This is a genomic window from Streptomyces sp. NPDC055287, assembly GCF_053646035.1.
The window spans coordinates 165,359-181,338 of the sequence record NZ_JBSHNE010000008.1; the positions used below are offsets into that span (position 1 = coordinate 165,359).

The following is a 15,980-nucleotide window of genomic DNA, read 5'->3' on the forward strand; positions in this document are numbered from 1 at the left end:
CTGCGGCACTTCGTCGCCTGGCCGCTTCACGTCGCGATCATGCGCCAGTACCAAGGGCGCGGGACGTTGACCTCGACAACGTGGGAGGCGAACGCATTCGATCCGACGGAAACCTGGACCCGCGCTCAAGTCGCTCTCCATTCCCCGGTCTCGTCCCCTTGAGTGCGACCAACCCGGCACTTGAACCAGCCTGTGGTTCACCCGCGCACGAGCAACTACTTGCCGGAGCTTCCCCGTGGGCTCCCCGACCCCAACTCCCCCTCCCCGCCTTGCAGTCCTGCACCGCAATGTAGTACTTCTTATACATGAGCGAGCAGGTGCACAACAGGCTGGCGATGGTTCGGGCTGAGCGTGGCGTGTCGCGGCAGGCGTTGGCCGAGGCTGTCGGGGCGCACTACCAGACCGTCGGGTACATCGAACGCGGGCAGTACAACCCGAGTCTCGATCTGGCCCTGAAAATCGCCGAGTTCTTCGAGTTGCCGGTGGAGGCGCTGTTCTCCCTCCGGCCGTTCCGGCCGCTCACCGACGAGGTCTACGGGAGGAAGAAGTAATGACCGCAGGACATGGGCACGCGAAGGCACGCGTACAGCAAGTCGCACCCACAGTCACCAGGCACGACCGGCGCATGTTCGCGCTGATGAACCGCGAGGAAGGCTCCGCCCTTCACGCCACAGCCGCCCGTCGGCAGCTCTTCGTCGCCGCCCACGTCCTCATGACGGTCGCCTCCGTCGCCTGCTGGAACGTCGTGGTGTTCGGCGAGCGCCAAGTCTGGGCGCTCGTCGCCACGCTGGTCCTGCTGCTTCCCTGGTGCTTCGCGACCGGCGTCATCAACAGCGCCACCCGTGGGCTGCTCGAACTGCGTGGTCGCGTCCTCGACGAGCGGCAGCTCGCCGACCGGGACCGAGCTCGCGCCCGTGCGCACCGATTGACCTCCGGGCTCCTGCTGGCAGCGGTCCTCGGGGTCGGTGTGGCCGGCTGGATCGGTGACGTACAGGTCGAAGGGCTGATCGCGCCCGTCCTGACCGCCATGCTGGCCGTGCACTGGCTGATGCCCCTGTGGGTGGCCGGGCTGATGGTGCAGGACGAGCCCAGCGAGGAGCTCATGGGGGTCTGACGCGCCCGCCCCAGATGCACGCCTCCCGACGCCCCGCGCCCCTTCGCGGCCCGACGTGTCCGCGCCCCGAGGCGCCCGCGCCCGGCGTGCATCGCCACACCTTCCCCAGTGGGTTTAGAATGTCACCCCTTTCCATCCGAACTCGCCCCTTTCGAAGGCCTGTTCGCACAGTGAAAGGGGAACGGTGTCTCAAACCGCCTTACCCACGCAGCCCGGTGGCCCGGACGATCTGCGCGGGCGGGATCCCGTGGCGCCCGCCGCCAGTGAGGCGACCCGGCTGCTCTGTGCGGGGGTCTACCTCGACGACGGCTATCGGGACGCGGTCATCGACGAGCTGTACGTCCACGAGGAGCGCATCGCCGCCCCCTCGTACGGCTTCGACGCCGCCCGCGTCCTCGCACACGCGTTGCGCGCCCGGCGTACCGAACTCGCCTGGGCCGCCGTGGTGGTGGCACTGTGGGTGTGCGCCGTCCTGCTGACCGGTGGCATGTTCGTCGTACTCGTCGGCCCGTGCCTCATGCTCAGCCTCTCCGGATGGCTCAGGGGGAGCACCCCGCAGCCGCCGCTCTACCGCCGGATCCCCGCCTTCCTGTTGCGCTGGTACGGGCGCATCCTGCTGGCCTTCGTCCTCGTGGCTCTCGTCGCCACCGCCTTCGACCCCGAGGAGGCCGAGGACTCCGGCGGTTACGAGTACAGCGGGAGCAGCGGCAGCAGCGGACTCGGTGTGTTCGGCGGTTCGGACGGCTACGGGGACTCCAGCGCGTTCGGGTCGGACTCCTTCGGCGCCGAGGACCTCTTCGGACCCGTGTCCGGGTCGGAGCTCCCCTTCGGCGGTGCCGGCACCGCCTGGGGCATCCTCGCTCTGCTCGCCTCGCTCACCGCCGTCGTCGCGCTCCAGCGCGGGCAGTTCGCCCGGATCCTGACCGGCGAACTCGCGCCCCAGCAGTTCCCCAACCACGCGGCCGACCCCGCCGAGCGCGGCACGGGAGTGCGCTACGGCCGGCTCGCGCAGCACATCCGGGTCGAGCAGCACGCGCCACTGGTCATGTACAACGACGCGCAGCCCTTCTGCGGCGCCGGCAGCCCGTACCAGCCGTGGAATCTCTCCGTAGAGCTCCGTCCGCGCAAGGACAGCACTCCGGAGGCCATCGACAACGCCAAGATCATCGACCGCATCGTCCCGCTGGTCGAGGCGCTGCGCATCCCCTCGCCCCACGGGTCGCCGCAGCTCGCGGCCGCTGTGCGCGACCGGCTGCGGGAGCTCCGGACCGACGAGTGCGTCTTCCTGCCGGTCACCGGGCTCACCCGGCGCGACCAGGCGCCGTACGACTCCGTGGGCTTCGAGTCCCACCGCAGTGGTTCGGTGGAGGAAGGCGGCGAGAGCCGTCGGCACTTCCTGCGGATCCGGGTGGGCGGCTGGAGCGAAGAGGTCGTGGTCACGGTCTTCGTACGGGTCCACACCCAGGGCGGCATGCTGATGCTGGAGGTGGCGCCCCACGTGCTGCTGCCCGTACGGCAGATGTTCCAGGACGCCGACCGGACCGCTCACCGGCACCGCAACAACAACTGGTTCGGCAAGGCCGTCTGGGCCCTGACCCACACGCCCCGCTCGCTCGGACGCGCCCTCGGGTCGCTGGGCCGTGGCGCCATCAGCGGTTGGAAGATGCTCACCAGCGGCAACGGCGGCGCGCTGCCGGACGGACCCGCGCGGTCCGTGCGGGAACTCGGCTCCGACCGGGACGCGTCGCTCTTCCAGGACATGGACATCAACCGCTACCTGAAGAGCATTCAGGACCGTGTGACCGGCGGGGTGCGGCTGGCGCTGTACGAAGCGGGCTGGCAGACCGACGAGTTCGAGCAGAAGATCGTGAACGTCGGTGCCGGTGGGGTCTTCATCGAGTCCGCGGACGGAAGCGCCATCGGCATTGGTGACAAGAACACCGTCACCACCAACAACAACGGCAGCAGCAAGAGCAGCAACAGCGCAGGTAACGATGGGGGAGCCCGCAGTGGGAAAGCCTGATGAGCAGCCGTCGGTCCACGTAGGGACCGCCAACAACAGCGCCATTGGTATCGGGAACAGCAACACAGTCACCACCACCAACACCACCAACAACAGTGCCGCGCCGCCCCGCGATCCCGCCCACGAAGAGCTTCTCCTCGCCGTACGGGAACTCCGGGCGGACCTGGACCGGCTCGTCGCCACCGACACCACCACCGTCCTCGACGCCGAACTCGTGTCCACCGAGGAGGAGATCGAGGAGGCGGGCCGGGCCACCCCCGGGCGCCTCGCCCGGCTGCGCGACGCGCTCACGGCGGCTGGTCCGAGCGTCGAGGTCCTGGCGTCGGGCGCCGCCGCCGTGGCCGCGGTCGGATCGCTGCTGGGGGGCTGACCGATGGCCGGGCCGTATTGGAACGACGAGGCGCAGCGCTGGGAGAGTGGTGACGAGGGGCCGCCCGCCCCCCACACCCCGCCGCCTCCCCCGCTGCCGCCCCTGCCGTCGTCGATACCGACGCCGGTGGACCCGCTCGCCCCGGTGTATGTGGCTCCGTCGTACTACCCCGCCCCTGCCCCCGTGGGCGCGGTGGGCTCCGGCACCCGTTCCTTACGGGGCTGGTTTTCGCCGTTTGCCGCCGGGGCCGCCGTTGTCGTACTGGCGCTGGGAGCGGTGACCGTGTGGTTCACGGTGGGCAGCCGCGGCGCGGAAGGGGAGCGTACGGGGGCGAAAGGGGCGTCGGCCGTTCGGTCGGCCGGCACCTCGCAGCGCGTTGCCCCCGCGACGACCGTGCCGGACGGCACCACCGCAGAGGACGGGACCACCCCGCCGGGCGGGACCACGACGGAGGAGTCGCTTTCGCCGGACGCGACGGGCAGTCCCGAGGTGCCTGCCGGATACCGTCTGGTGGCCGACTCCGAAGGCTTCACCATCGCCGTCCCCGAGGACTGGGAGCGCAGCCTGGAGAACGACCGCGTCTTCTACCGGACGGCCGACCGAGCCTCCCTCGTACAGATCTTCCAGGTCACCGAGCAGGGAATGACCCCAGGTGAGGCCGTCCGTCTCGCCTCCACGGGGCTGCGGGACGGCACCGAGGGCTACGAAGAGATCCGGGTGGGCCCGGTGGACGGGGCGGTCGACGAGGGGATGTCCGCCGAGCTGGTCTACGAGTACGACAGCGAGGAGAGCGGCGGACGCAGGCGGGGCGTCGAGCGCGTCTTCCGCGTGTCGAGCGGCGACCTGTGGGCCGTGCTGGTCGCGGCACCGGCCGGAGAGTGGCCGTTACAGGAGAAAGTTCTCGATACGGCTGCCGAATACTTCCAACCGAATGACACGCTTTGACCGTATTTGACTCACAACGTTCGTGATGCAGGGCACTTTCAGCCACGTATTACGCATGGTTCCTGGCGTCGGGGGGAGGGCTCCCGGTTGCCGGTCTTCTTTACTGGCGGAACATATCGGGAACGGAAGGCGAAACGCGACGTGTCGGGACAACAGACCATCCATGTGGGCGGGAAGTGGCAGGCAGCCGCTTCCGGTGCCACGCGCGAGATCATCGACCCCGCGGACGCCAAGCCCTTCGCCGTCGTCGCCGAGGGTGGTGCCGCCGACGTCGATTCCGCGGTGGCGGCGGCCCGTACGGCATTCGACACGGGCGAATGGCCCCGCACCCCGGTGGCCGAGCGGGCCGCGCTGCTGCGCCGCGTCGGTGAGCTGCTCCAGAGGGACCGCGAGGAGATCGCGCTGCTCGAGAGCCGCGACGCGGGCAAGACCCTGGAGGAGGGCCGGGTCGACGTCGACTGCGTGACCGACGCCTTCCGGTACTTCGCCGACCTCGTCGTCAACGAGAGCGGCGGCCGGGTCGTCGACGCGGGTTCCCCTGAGATCCACAGCGTCGTCGTGCACGAGCCGGTCGGTGTCTGCGCGCTCATCGCGCCGTGGAACTACCCGCTGCTGCAGGCGAGCTGGAAGATCGCTCCGGCCCTGGCCGCGGGCAACACCTTCGTGATCAAGCCGAGTGAGATCACTCCGCTGACGACCGTCGCGCTGATCGAGCTGCTGGTGGAGGCCGGGCTTCCGGCCGGTGTCGCCAACCTCGTGACCGGCGCCGGCGACCCCGTCGGCGCGCGGATGTCCGAGCACCCCGACGTCGACCTCGTGTCGTTCACGGGCGGCCTCGCCAGCGGTACGAAGGTCATGCAGGCCGCGGCCGTCACCGTGAAAAAGGTGGCGCTGGAGCTGGGCGGCAAGAACCCCAACGTCGTCTTCGCCGACGCCTGCGCGACCGAAGAGGGCTTCGACACCGCCGTCGACCAGGCGCTGAACGCCGCGTTCATCCACAGCGGCCAGGTCTGCTCGGCCGGCTCCCGGCTCATCGTCGAGGAGTCGGTGCGCGAGCGCTTCGTCGCCGAGCTCGCCCGCCGGGCCGCGAAGATCCGCCTCGGGCGTGGCACGGCCGACGGTGTGGAGTGCGGACCGCTCGTCTCCGCCCAGCAGCTCGCGAAGACCGAGATGTACGTCGCCTCCGCCCTGGAGGAGGGCGCGGTGCTGTGCTCCGGCGGCGCCCGCCCCGAACCGTCCGACGTTCGGCCGGCCGACGGGTACTTCTACGCGCCGACCGTCCTCGACCAGTGCCACCGCGAGATGCGCGTCGTACGGGAAGAGGTCTTCGGGCCCGTCCTGACGGTGGAGACCTTCCGTACCGAGGACGAGGCCGTCGCCCTGGCCAACGACACCGATTACGGCCTGGCCGGCGGGGTGTGGACGGCCGACGCGGGGCGCGCCCGGCGCGTCGCGGGACGGCTGCGGCACGGCACGGTGTGGATCAACGACTTCCATCCCTACCTGCCGCAGGCGGAGTGGGGTGGGTTCGGCAAGTCGGGCATCGGGCGCGAGCTCGGGCCCTCCGGTCTTGCCGAGTACCGCGAGGCGAAGCACGTCTACCAGAACCTGGACCCGCGCCCGGTGCGCTGGTTCGCGGGCTGAGGGATCAACCCCCTGCCCACGCCTTCCCAACCCTGGGGCTCCGCCCCAGACCCCGGTCCTCAGACGCCGGACGGGCCGATTTCCCGGCCGGTGAGGACACGTGGCCGCACGAAAGAGGAGCAGCAACCCATGCCTGTATACGACTACGTCGTTGTCGGCGGCGGCACCGCGGGTTCGGTGATCGCGTCCCGGCTCACCGAGGACCCGTCCGTCCGCGTCGCCGTGATCGAGGGTGGCCCCTCCGACGTCGACCGCCCCGAAGTGCTGACGCTGCGCCGCTGGATGGGCCTGCTCGGCGGTGAGCTCGACTACGACTACCCCACCACCGAGCAGCCACGCGGAAACTCCCACATCCGGCACAGCCGCGCCCGTGTCCTGGGCGGCTGCTCCTCGCACAACACCCTCATCGCCTTCCAGCCCCTGCCGTCCGACTGGGACGAGTGGGCGGCCGCCGGGGCCGAGGGCTGGGACGCGGCCGCCATGGGGCCGTACTTCCACAAGCTCCGCAACAACATCGTGCCGGTCGACGAGAAGGACCGGAACGCCATCGCCCGCGACTTCGTCGACGCGGCGCAGGAAGCCATCGGCGTACCGCGCGTCGAGGGCTTCAACAAAGCGCCCTTCCACGAGGGGGCCGGCTTCTTCGACCTCGCCTATCACCCCGAGAACAACAAGCGCTCGTCCGCCTCGGTCGCGTACCTGCACCCGTTCCTCGACCGGCCGAACCTCCACATCATGCTGGAGACCTGGGCGTACAAGCTGGAGCTCGACGGGACGAGGGCGACCGGCGTGCGGGTGCGGACGAAGGACGGCGAGGAGATCCTCGTCGAGGCGAGCCGTGAAGTGCTCGTCTGCGCGGGCGCCGTGGACACCCCCCGCCTGCTGATGCACTCCGGCATCGGCCCGAAGGCCGACCTCGAGGCGCTCGGGATTCCGGTCGTGCTCGACCTGCCGGGCGTCGGCGAGAACCTGCTCGACCACCCCGAGTCGGTCATCGTCTGGGAGACCCACGGGCCGATCCCCGAGAACTCGGCGATGGACTCCGACGCGGGTCTGTTCGTACGGAGGGACCCGGAGAGCCCGGGGCCCGACCTGATGTTCCACTTCTACCAAATCCCGTTCACCGACAACCCGGAGCGGCTCGGCTACGAGCGCCCCGGGCACGGCGTGTCGATGACCCCGAACATCCCCAAGCCCCGCAGCCGCGGCCGCCTCTTCCTGACCAGCGCCGATCCGTCCGTGAAGCCCTCGCTGGACTTCCGTTACTTCACGGACGAGGACGACTACGACGGCCGGACGCTCGTCGACGGCATCCGCATCGCCCGCGAGATCGCCAAGGCCGAACCGCTGGCGAAGTGGCTCAAGCGCGAGGTCTGCCCCGGGCCCGACGTCACCACCGACGAGGACATCAGCGAGTACGCCCGCAAGGTCGCGCACACGGTGTACCACCCGGCGGGGACCTGCCGGATGGGTGCCTCCTCCGACGCACTTGCCGTAGTGTCACCGGACTTGAAAATCCGTGGGCTCGAAGGCATCCGCATCGCCGACGCATCCGTCTTCCCTACGATGCCCGCCGTGAACCCGATGCTCGGGGTCCTGATGGTCGGGGAGAAGTGCGCCGAACTGCTTGGCTCAACAACTGCACCGGGAGGTGATGCGTGATGACCGCCACTGAACAGACGAACGCCGCCGAACCGGTCTTCTCCGTACAGAACCTGTGGAAGGTATTCGGACCGAAGGCCGACCGAATACCGGCGAACAAGGAGTGCGCCGAACTGTCCGCAGACGAACTGCGGGCCCGCACCGGCTGTACCGCCGCTGTCCGTGACGTCTCCTTCGACGTGCACAAGGGCGAGGTCTTCGTCGTCATGGGGCTCTCGGGCTCCGGAAAGTCCACCCTCGTACGCTGCCTGACCCGGCTCATCGAGCCGACCTCCGGCGCCATCGCCATCGACGGCGAGGACGTCCTGTCCATGGACAAGTCGCGGCTGCGCGAACTGCGCCGGCACCGCGCCTCCATGGTCTTCCAGCACTTCGGCCTGCTGCCGCACCGCTCCGTCGTCGACAACGTCGCCTACGGCCTGGAGATCCAGGGCATGGGCAGGGCCGAGCGCCGCGCCAAGGCCGCCGAGGTCGTCGAGAAGGTCGGCCTCGCGGGGATGGAGGAGCGCCGCCCCGGGCAGCTCTCCGGCGGGCAGCAGCAGCGCGTGGGCCTCGCCCGCGCCCTCGCCGTCGACCCCGAAGTGCTCCTCTTCGACGAGCCGTTCAGCGCGCTCGACCCGCTGATCCGCCGCGACATGCAGGAAGAAGTCATCCGCCTGCACCGCGAAGAGGGCCGCACCATGGTCTTCATCACCCACGACCTCAGCGAGGCGCTGCGGCTCGGCGACCGGATCGCGCTGATGCGCGACGGCCGGATCGTGCAGCTCGGCACCCCCGAGGAGATCGTCGGCTCGCCCGCCGACGACTACGTGCGCGACTTCGTCCGTGACGTGGCGCGCGAGCAGGTCATGACCGTACGGACGGCCATGCGGCCCGCCGACGACGTGAGCGAGACCGAAAGCGGAGCCTCCGTCTCTCCCGATGCCACTGTCTCGGCCGCCATCGAGGCCGTCGCCCGCACCGGTGAGCCCGCCCGCGTGATGGAGAACGGCCGCTGCATCGGCATCGTCGACCAGCAGGCGCTGCTCGCGGTCGTCGCGGGCATCGATACGGCTGAGGCGGTCGCCGCATGACGGCGGCCGTCACCGTACCCGTGAAGGACGAGGCGACGACACAGGGCGCCACCGGCCGGTTCGCCGCCGTCGTACGTCACCGCGCCGGGCGCAAGCTGCTCGCGCTCGCCGTCGCCGCGTTCGTGCTCGTGCCGCTCGGGGCGGTTCTGTGGGGCGGTGGCAGCTGGCCCGCCGGTCTGACCGTCGACGTGTCGGGTCCGCTCGACGACGTCAACGAGTGGGTCATCGACAACCGCGAGACGCACCCCCTCTTCCTGTACTTCCTGCTGCACCTCTCCAACACCGCCACCGACGCCGTCGACGCCGTCTACAACGGCCTCGACGCCCTCGGCTGGGCCGGGTTCGGAGCCATGGCCGTGCTCTTCGCGTGGCGCGCCGCCGGACTCGACCGGCGCGGCGCGAAGACGGCGGGCATCGCGGCCGTCGTGTTCGCCGTGTGCGGGGTGCTCGGCATGTGGGACGCGACGCTCCTCACCATCGCGCTGATGGTCGTGGCCGTGGCGCTCGCCTCCGTACTGGGCATCCTGCTCGGTCTCGCGGCCGGACTCTCCGACCGCTTCCACCGGATGCTGCGCCCGGTGCTCGACACCATGCAGGTGATGCCGGCCTTCGCGTACCTGCTGCCGTTCGTACTCGTCTTCGGCACCGGCACGCCCGCCGCGCTCTTCTGCACGGTCATCTACGCCGCCCCGCCGATGGCCCGCCTCACCGCGCTCGGCCTGCGCGGTGCCGACGCCGGGGTCCTGGAGGCCTCGGCCTCGCTCGGCGCGAGCGGCCCGCAGCGGCTGTGGACGGCGCGGCTGCCGCTCGCCCGCAAGGAAATGCTGCTCGGCCTCAACCAGACGATCATGATGGCGCTGTCGATGGTCGTCATCGCGGCGCTCGTCGGCGCCGGCGGTCTCGGCGAAGAGGTCTACTCGGCGCTGTCGACGGTCGACGTCGGCAAGGCGCTCGCGGCCGGCATCCCGATCGTGCTGATCGCGGTCTGGCTCGACCGTACGACCGCGGCGGCGGGCGAGCGTCTCGGCACCTCCGTGCCGGGCGGCTCGCGGCTGCTGCACGGGTGGCGCGCCTGGGCGCTGGTCGCCGTTGTCACCGCGGCTGCCGCCGCCGTCAACCGCGCGCTGCTCACGCCGACGTGGCCGGAGGCCTGGACGTACGGCATCTCCACGCCCGTCAACAAGGCCCAGGACTGGATCACCGAGCACCTCGCCTCGGGCATCCCGGTCCTCGGCGGCACCGAGGTGTGGTCGGAGAACTTCACGCTGTGGGTGCTCAACCCGCTGCGCGACGGTCTGGTCTGGCTGCCCTGGTGGGCCCTGCTGCTGATCGTGGCCGCGCTGGCGTGGCTGGTCGGATCGTGGGCGACCGCGCTCACCTCGACGCTCGCTATGGGTGCCATCGGCGTACTCGGCGTATGGACCAAGTCCCTCGACACGCTGTCCCAGGTGATCGCGGCGCTGTTCGTGACGCTGCTGCTGGGCTTCGCGCTCGGCATCGCGGCGGCGCGGGCGGGCCGGTTCGAACGGTGGATGCGACCGGTGCTCGACGCGATGCAGACGATGCCGCAGTTCGTGTACCTGATCCCGGTGGTCGCCCTGTTCGGCGTGACGCGCGCGTCCGCGATCATCGCGGCCGTCGTGTACGCGCTGCCCGCCGTCGTCCGCATCACCACCCAGGGCATCAGGGAGGTCGACCCCTCGGCCCTGGAGGCCGCGCGCTCCCTGGGCGCCGGCTCCCGGCAGCAACTCCTCCAGGTGCAGCTGCCGCTGGCCCGCCCGGCGCTCCAGCTCGCCGTCAACCAGGGCGTGGTGCTGGTGCTCGCCGTGGTCGTCGTCGGTGGCCTCGTCGGCGGTGGCGCGCTCGGTTACGACGTGGTCAAGGGCCTCTCACGCGGCGAGATGGGTGTCGGCATGACGGCCGGCGCCGCGATCGTCTGCCTCGGACTCGTACTGGACCGCCTCACCCAGCCCGGCGCGGGGCGTTCCCGTCGTCGTCAGGACAGCTGACCAGCCCCCGCTTTTTGCTTCATTCCTGCCTAGAAGAGAGTCACCCTCACCATGCGCACGAATACGCGAAATTCCCGCACAGCCCGCACGGCCATCGCTACCGCCGCCGCCCTCGGCCTGCTCGCCCTCAGCGGGTGCGGCGCCGCCGAGACCGGCAAGAGCGACGAGGCCGGTGACAAGAAGACCGTGAAGCTGACCGTCCCCTCGTGGGTCGGCGCGCAGGCCAACACCGCCGTCGCGGCGTATCTCCTGGAGAAGGAGCTCGGCTACACCGTCAAGACCCAGCAGATGGGCGAGGTCCTCGCGTGGGACGCGCTGTCGAAGGGCGACATCGACGGGATCCTGGAGGACTGGGGCCACCCCAAGGAGGAAAAGCAGTACGTCGACACCAAGAAGACCGTCGTCGGGGGCGGCGACCTCGGTGTCACCGGGCACATCGGCTGGTTCGTGCCGAAGTACTTCGCGGACAAGCACCCGGACGTCACGGACTGGAAGAACCTCAACAAGTACGCCAAGGAGTTCAAGACCGCGGAGAGCGGTGACAAGGGCGAGATCCTCGAAGGGTCGCCCGACTACGTCACCAACGACGACGCGATCATCAAGAACCTGAAGCTGAACCTGAAGACGAACTACTCGGGTTCCGAGGCCAGCCAGATCACGGCCATGAAGAAGTACGCCAAGGCGAAGAAGCCGTTCCTGACGTACTGGTGGACCCCGCAGTGGCTGAACGCCGAGATCGACATGGTCGAGGTCAAGCTGCCGGAGTACAAGGAAGGCTGCGACGCCGACCCGAAGAAGATCGCCTGCGCCTACCCGAACACGCCGCTCCAGAAGTTCTTCAACGCGGACTTCGCGAAGAACGGCGGCAAGGCGGCGGAGTTCCTGAAGAACTTCAAGTGGACGACCGAGCAGCAGAACGAGGTCGCCCTGATGATCGCGGACGAGAAGCTGTCGCCCGAGGCCGCGGCCGAGAAGTGGGTCAAGGCGAACGAGTCGACGTGGAAGGCCTGGATGCCCAAGAAGTAGGCTTTCAGCCAGTTGAGTTCGAGGGGCCTGTTACTGGTAACAGGCCCTTCGGCGTACAACCAGGACTCACGGGGGAATCACAGATGGACTTCATGTTCTATGCCGTGCCCGCACTGATCGCGACGGTCGCCGTGCTCATGGCCGCCAAGACGGTCCTCTCGCTGGTGCGGCTGCGTGCGGCCTGGCGCAGTGGGCTGACCGCGGAGGCGCGCTGCCTTCGCACGTACACGACGACGAGCAGCCGGGGCGAGAGCGGCGGGGTCCGCACCACCCTGCACCACGTGTACGAGTTCACCGTCCCCGGCGGGCCCGGCACCGTCCGCTTCGAGGAGACCGGCGGACCGGGCACCACTGTCGAGGGCGACATCGTCGCCGTCCACTACCCGGCGGGCATGCCCGGGCGGGCCACCGCGCACCCGCCGTCGAGCGCGGTGCGGGCGACCGCCGGTGCGGTGTTCGTCGTGATGTTCTGCGCCGTGATGGTCGCCTTCTGCGTGTACTTCGTGACGTCGTACGCGACGATGTCCGACCTCTGGAGCGACTTCTGAGCGCGGTCGCCGCTCAGTGCTTGAAGGCGCCCGGGGTGTAGTGGCCGGGGACCATGCGGGTGCTCACGCCGAAGCGGTTCCAGGCGTTGATGACCGTGATCAGGGAGATCAGCCGGGTCAGTTCGGGCTCCTCGAAGTGCTTGGCGGCCCTCGCGTACACCTCGTCGGAGACGAATCCGTCGGTCAGCACGGTCACGGCCTCGGTGAGCGCGAGGGCCGCGGCCTCCTTCTCCGTGTAGAAGTGCAGGGACTCCTCCCAGGCGCTGAGCTGGACGATCCGCTCGACCGACTCGCCCGCCGCGAGTGCGTCCTTGGAGTGCATGTCGATGCAGAAGGCGCAGCGGTTGAGCTGTGAGGCGCGGATCTTGACCAGCTCGACCAGAAGCGGGTCGAGCCCCTTCTTCGCCGCCGCGTCGAGCGTGATCATGGCCTTGTAGACGTCGGGGGCGAGCTTGGCCCACTCCAGCCGGGGCGGGTGCTCGTGGGCGTACTCGGGCGTCGTCGTGGTCGTGGTCGTGGTGTTCGTGTCTGTCGTCATGGGGACGACGCTACGGGGCCGTTGGCGCACCGGTATGGTCCATTTCCGTGACAGATTCATGGGCCACTCATGGAGTCGACCTGCATGTGGAGCTGGGCGGTTCCGGGCTGCGTTCGGGCCTGATGAACGCCCTGCGCGAAGCTGTCCGTACGGGCAGGCTGGCCCCCGGAACGCGGCTGCCGTCCTCGCGTTCGCTCGCCGTCGACCTGGGCGTCGCCCGCAACACCGTCGCCGACGCGTACGCCGAACTGGTCGCCGAGGGCTGGCTCACCGCCCGCCAGGGCTCGGGCACCCGGGTCGCGCAGCGGGCCGCGCCGCGCCGGGCCGCGCCCGCCGTCGTGACGCGCAACGGCGCGCGGCGCGAACCGGCGTACAGCCTCATGCCCGGCGCGCCCGACCTCGCGTCCTTTCCGCGCGCCGAGTGGCTGAAGGCGGCCCGGCGCGCCCTGACCGCCGCGCCGCACGAGGCGTTCGGGTGCGGCGATCCGCGCGGGCGTGTCGAACTGCGTACCGCCGTCGCCGAGTACCTGGCGCGGGCGCGCGGCGTGCGGGCCACGCCGGACCGTGTCGTCGTCAGCTCCGGGGTCGTGCACGGGCTGATGCTCGTCGCGAAGGTGCTGAGGCAGCGGCGCGTGCGTGAGGTGGCGGTCGAGTCGTACGGTCTCCCCTTCCACCGGGACGTCTTCACCGAGGCCGGGCTGCGCACGCCGGCGCTGGGGTTCGACGCGCACGGATCGCGCACCGGGGAGCTGGGAGGGCTACGGGGCGCGGGGGCGGTGCTGTTGACGCCGGCCCACCAGTTCCCGATCGGGGTCGCCCTGCGTCCGGACCGGCGCGCGGCGGCGGTCGACTGGGCGCGCGCTACGGGCGGACTGATCCTGGAGGACGACTACGACGGGGAGTTCCGCTACGACCGCCAGCCGGTCGGCGCCCTTCAGGGACTCGATCCGGAGCGGGTCGTCTACCTGGGCACGGCGAGCAAGTCGCTCGCGCCGGGGCTGCGGCTGGCCTGGATGGTGCTGCCCGAGGCGCTGGCGGCGGAGGTGGCGGCGGCCAAGGGGGTGGTGGACTGGGTGTCGAGTGCCATGGACCAGCTCACCCTCGCGGAATTCATGGCCTCGGGCGCGTACGACCGCCACGTGCGTTCCATGCGGCTGCGATACCGGCGGCGGCGCGACCAGCTGGTGGCGGCGCTGGCGGAGCGGGCGCCGGAGGTACGGGTGACGGGGATCGCGGCGGGGCTGCACGCGGTGCTGGAACTGCCGGCGGACACCGAACGGTCCGTGGTGCAAGCGGCGGCGTGGCAGGGGCTGGCGCTGAACGGCGTGGGGAGCTTCCGTCACCCGTCGGTGCGGCGGGACCGGGACGCGCTGGTCGTCGGGTACGCGACGCCTCCGGACAGCGCGTGGACGGGGGCGCTGGACGCGCTGTGCCGGGCACTGCCGTGACGGCTCGCGGTGGTGACGGCTCGCGGCCGGCTTCGGCGGGGCGGCTCGGGTGCGCGGGCCCGCGTGGCTCCGGGCGTGTCCCGGGCGCGCGGCTGAGCTCGGGCGCGGGTTCTACGGGGAGGAGGGGGAGCCCCGGCCGGACGGGGGAGGCCGACCGGGGCTGTACGGGGAGGGGCGCGCGATCGCCTTTCGGCGGTGCGTTCTCTCCTCGTAAAGATGAACGATAAACCATCCTTGAGGGTTCCCCGGCCGGGACCTTCCGCCCTTCAGTCCTGCGCCGAAGAGGCCGGGGACGACTCGTCCGTCACCACGTCGGCCGCCGCCTCACCGAACCGGGCGAGGGCCAGCGCGCCCGCCACCGCCACCGCGAAGCCCACGGCCGCCGGCACCGCCAGGCCCTCCCGCGTACGGTCGCCGAGCCATACGACGCCCACGACGGCCGGGCCGATCGTCTCGCCGACCACCATGCCCGCCGTCGCCGTGGTCACCGAGCCGCGCTGGAAGGCCGAGGTCAGCAGCAGGAACGCCGTACCGCCGGCCAGCAGAAGGGCGTACACGGCCGGATTGGCGACGAGCGCCGACGGCGCCAGGTCGTCGATCAGCCGCACCGAGACCGACACCACCCCGAAGCCGGTGCCCGCGCCGAAGCCGAGCACCAGGGCGCGGGCCCGCCCCGGCAGGCGGCCCGCCACCGCGCCCGCGAGCAGCACGGCGAAGGCGACGCCGAGCAGGGCGTACGGCAGTGCGGGCGGCCCGTCGCTGTCACCCTCCGCACCGACGGAGAGCCCGATCATGGCCAGACCGGCGGAGACGACGGCCACCGCGGCCCACTCCACGCCCCTGAGGCGGACCTTCAGCACGCGCGCGGCGACCACCGCGGTGACCGCGAGGCTCCCGGCCTGGGTGGCCTCGACGGCGTAGATCGGGATGGTGAGCAGCGCGACGATCTGGAGCGCGAAACTGAGGAAGTCGAGCGCGAGACCGACCAGGTACCGCCACTGACGCAGGGCGCGCAGCAGCAGCGTTACGTCGACCCCGCTCCCGGTGCCGGGCTGCGCGGCCCGGGCCGCGACGGCCTGGAGCACCGAGGCCGTACCGATGCAGACCGCAGAACAGAGTGCGCAGATCATCCCAAGGAGCACAAAACGACTCTAGAGGGGGTGGAGATCGCGCACCGGGTTCCGGGGGCGGGAGCGGGCCAACTAGTCTGTCGGACGGTCTGGAGAATCTGTTCGAACGACGGGGGAGGGGCCGCGACATGGCGGCACGACGGCGCAAACTGAGGTCGGGCACAGTCCTGCTCGGCGGCATGGGCGTACTCGCGGCGACGCTCACCGCATGCGGCTCGGAGCCGGACCGGCGGTGCGTGGACCCGGTCACCCAGGAAGTGCTGCCCGACTACGAGTGCGACGACGACGGCACCAGCAACGGCAGGTACTACTACGGCGGCCACGTCAACAGCGGCAAGGTCACCGACGGCAGCTTCGACAAGTCCGCGGTCGACCGGGGCGGCTTCGGCTCCTCCGGCTCCGGCGGCGGCTGACAGGGCCTTCGGGCTCAGGCATCCAGGCACTCAAGCG

General features: G+C 70.6%; 15 protein-coding genes. 13 read left to right on the forward strand and 2 right to left on the reverse strand.

Going from position 1 to position 15,980, the window contains the following annotated elements; translation table 11 throughout:
* The first annotated feature begins 305 nt into the window (after nt 1–305).
* The 11 genes from ACWIHY_RS15605 (at nt 306) to ACWIHY_RS15655 (ending at nt 12,414) form a co-directional block, all read left to right on the forward strand.
* Entirely contained in the window at nt 306–551 is a 246-nt protein-coding gene (locus tag ACWIHY_RS15605) for a helix-turn-helix transcriptional regulator (RefSeq protein WP_454376185.1), read from the forward strand.
* Nucleotides 551–1,114 (forward strand): hypothetical protein, encoded by a 564-nt coding sequence (locus tag ACWIHY_RS15610; RefSeq protein ID WP_454376186.1) that lies wholly within the window; start codon nt 551–553, stop codon nt 1,112–1,114. Before ACWIHY_RS15605 ends, ACWIHY_RS15610 begins: the two co-directional genes overlap by 1 nt.
* A gap of 184 nt (nt 1,115–1,298) precedes the next feature.
* On the forward strand, nt 1,299–3,137 hold the full coding sequence (locus tag ACWIHY_RS15615) for a hypothetical protein (RefSeq protein ID WP_454376187.1): 1,839 nt from the start codon (nt 1,299–1,301) through the stop codon (nt 3,135–3,137).
* Nucleotides 3,124–3,507, forward strand: a complete 384-nt coding sequence (locus tag ACWIHY_RS15620) for a hypothetical protein (RefSeq protein WP_454376188.1) — start codon at nt 3,124–3,126, stop codon at nt 3,505–3,507. The genes ACWIHY_RS15615 and ACWIHY_RS15620 overlap by 14 nt, the downstream gene beginning before the upstream one ends.
* A 3-nt stretch (nt 3,508–3,510) precedes the next feature.
* Nucleotides 3,511–4,452 (forward strand): serine/arginine repetitive matrix protein 2, encoded by a 942-nt coding sequence (locus ACWIHY_RS15625; RefSeq protein WP_454376189.1) that lies wholly within the window; start codon nt 3,511–3,513, stop codon nt 4,450–4,452.
* A gap of 141 nt (nt 4,453–4,593) precedes the next feature.
* Nucleotides 4,594–6,096, forward strand: coding sequence for an aldehyde dehydrogenase family protein (locus ACWIHY_RS15630; protein ID WP_454376190.1), 1,503 nt, complete (start codon nt 4,594–4,596; stop codon nt 6,094–6,096).
* A gap of 129 nt (nt 6,097–6,225) precedes the next feature.
* Nucleotides 6,226–7,758, forward strand: a complete 1,533-nt coding sequence (locus ACWIHY_RS15635; protein ID WP_454376191.1) for a GMC family oxidoreductase — start codon at nt 6,226–6,228, stop codon at nt 7,756–7,758.
* Complete coding sequence (locus tag ACWIHY_RS15640; RefSeq protein ID WP_454376192.1) at nt 7,758–8,831, forward strand: quaternary amine ABC transporter ATP-binding protein; 1,074 nt, start codon at nt 7,758–7,760, stop codon at nt 8,829–8,831. The genes ACWIHY_RS15635 and ACWIHY_RS15640 overlap by 1 nt, the downstream gene beginning before the upstream one ends.
* A complete protein-coding gene (locus ACWIHY_RS15645) occupies nt 8,828–10,840 on the forward strand; it encodes an ABC transporter permease (RefSeq protein WP_454376193.1) in 2,013 nt (670 codons plus the stop codon). Before ACWIHY_RS15640 ends, ACWIHY_RS15645 begins: the two co-directional genes overlap by 4 nt.
* A 51-nt stretch (nt 10,841–10,891) precedes the next feature.
* Nucleotides 10,892–11,866, forward strand: a complete 975-nt coding sequence (locus ACWIHY_RS15650) for an ABC transporter substrate-binding protein (protein WP_454376194.1) — start codon at nt 10,892–10,894, stop codon at nt 11,864–11,866.
* Nucleotides 11,867–11,949: 83 nt separating this feature from the next.
* A complete protein-coding gene (locus ACWIHY_RS15655) occupies nt 11,950–12,414 on the forward strand; it encodes a hypothetical protein (RefSeq protein WP_454376195.1) in 465 nt (154 codons plus the stop codon).
* Between the two features lie 13 nt (nt 12,415–12,427).
* Here the strand turns inward: ACWIHY_RS15655 and ACWIHY_RS15660 are convergent, their stop codons facing one another.
* Nucleotides 12,428–12,952: a carboxymuconolactone decarboxylase family protein gene (locus tag ACWIHY_RS15660; protein ID WP_454376196.1), complete on the reverse strand. Its 525-nt coding sequence runs from the start codon at nt 12,950–12,952 to the stop codon at nt 12,428–12,430.
* Between the two features lie 47 nt (nt 12,953–12,999).
* Here ACWIHY_RS15660 and pdxR point away from each other — a divergent pair, with 47 nt between their 5' ends.
* Nucleotides 13,000–14,400, forward strand: coding sequence for a MocR-like pyridoxine biosynthesis transcription factor PdxR (gene pdxR / locus ACWIHY_RS15665; protein ID WP_454376197.1), 1,401 nt, complete (start codon nt 13,000–13,002; stop codon nt 14,398–14,400).
* 266 nt (nt 14,401–14,666) lie between these two features.
* On the opposite strand, the gene ACWIHY_RS15670 is transcribed toward pdxR, so the two are convergent.
* Entirely contained in the window at nt 14,667–15,530 is an 864-nt protein-coding gene (locus ACWIHY_RS15670) for a DMT family transporter (protein WP_454376198.1), read from the reverse strand.
* A gap of 128 nt (nt 15,531–15,658) precedes the next feature.
* On the opposite strand from ACWIHY_RS15670, the gene ACWIHY_RS15675 reads away from it, so the two are divergent.
* Nucleotides 15,659–15,943 (forward strand): hypothetical protein, encoded by a 285-nt coding sequence (locus ACWIHY_RS15675; RefSeq protein WP_454376199.1) that lies wholly within the window; start codon nt 15,659–15,661, stop codon nt 15,941–15,943.
* The last annotated feature ends 37 nt before the right edge of the window (nt 15,944–15,980 follow it).

What these genes read in the sequence shown, in the direction of transcription:
- ACWIHY_RS15605 (WP_454376185.1), top strand. Translation starts at nt 306, where the DNA reads ATGAGCGAGCAGGTGCACAACAGGCTGGCGATGGTTCGGGCTGAGCGT.
- ACWIHY_RS15610 (WP_454376186.1), top strand. Translation starts at nt 551, where the DNA reads ATGACCGCAGGACATGGGCACGCGAAGGCACGCGTACAGCAAGTCGCA.
- ACWIHY_RS15625 (WP_454376189.1), top strand. Translation starts at nt 3,511, where the DNA reads ATGGCCGGGCCGTATTGGAACGACGAGGCGCAGCGCTGGGAGAGTGGT.
- ACWIHY_RS15635 (WP_454376191.1), top strand. Translation starts at nt 6,226, where the DNA reads ATGCCTGTATACGACTACGTCGTTGTCGGCGGCGGCACCGCGGGTTCG.
- ACWIHY_RS15640 (WP_454376192.1), top strand. Translation starts at nt 7,758, where the DNA reads ATGACCGCCACTGAACAGACGAACGCCGCCGAACCGGTCTTCTCCGTA.
- ACWIHY_RS15645 (WP_454376193.1), top strand. Translation starts at nt 8,828, where the DNA reads ATGACGGCGGCCGTCACCGTACCCGTGAAGGACGAGGCGACGACACAG.
- ACWIHY_RS15650 (WP_454376194.1), top strand. Translation starts at nt 10,892, where the DNA reads ATGCGCACGAATACGCGAAATTCCCGCACAGCCCGCACGGCCATCGCT.
- ACWIHY_RS15655 (WP_454376195.1), top strand. Translation starts at nt 11,950, where the DNA reads ATGGACTTCATGTTCTATGCCGTGCCCGCACTGATCGCGACGGTCGCC.
- ACWIHY_RS15660 (WP_454376196.1), bottom strand. Translation starts at nt 12,952, where the DNA reads ATGACGACAGACACGAACACCACGACCACGACCACGACGACGCCCGAG.
- ACWIHY_RS15670 (WP_454376198.1), bottom strand. Translation starts at nt 15,530, where the DNA reads ATGATCTGCGCACTCTGTTCTGCGGTCTGCATCGGTACGGCCTCGGTG.
- ACWIHY_RS15675 (WP_454376199.1), top strand. Translation starts at nt 15,659, where the DNA reads ATGGCGGCACGACGGCGCAAACTGAGGTCGGGCACAGTCCTGCTCGGC.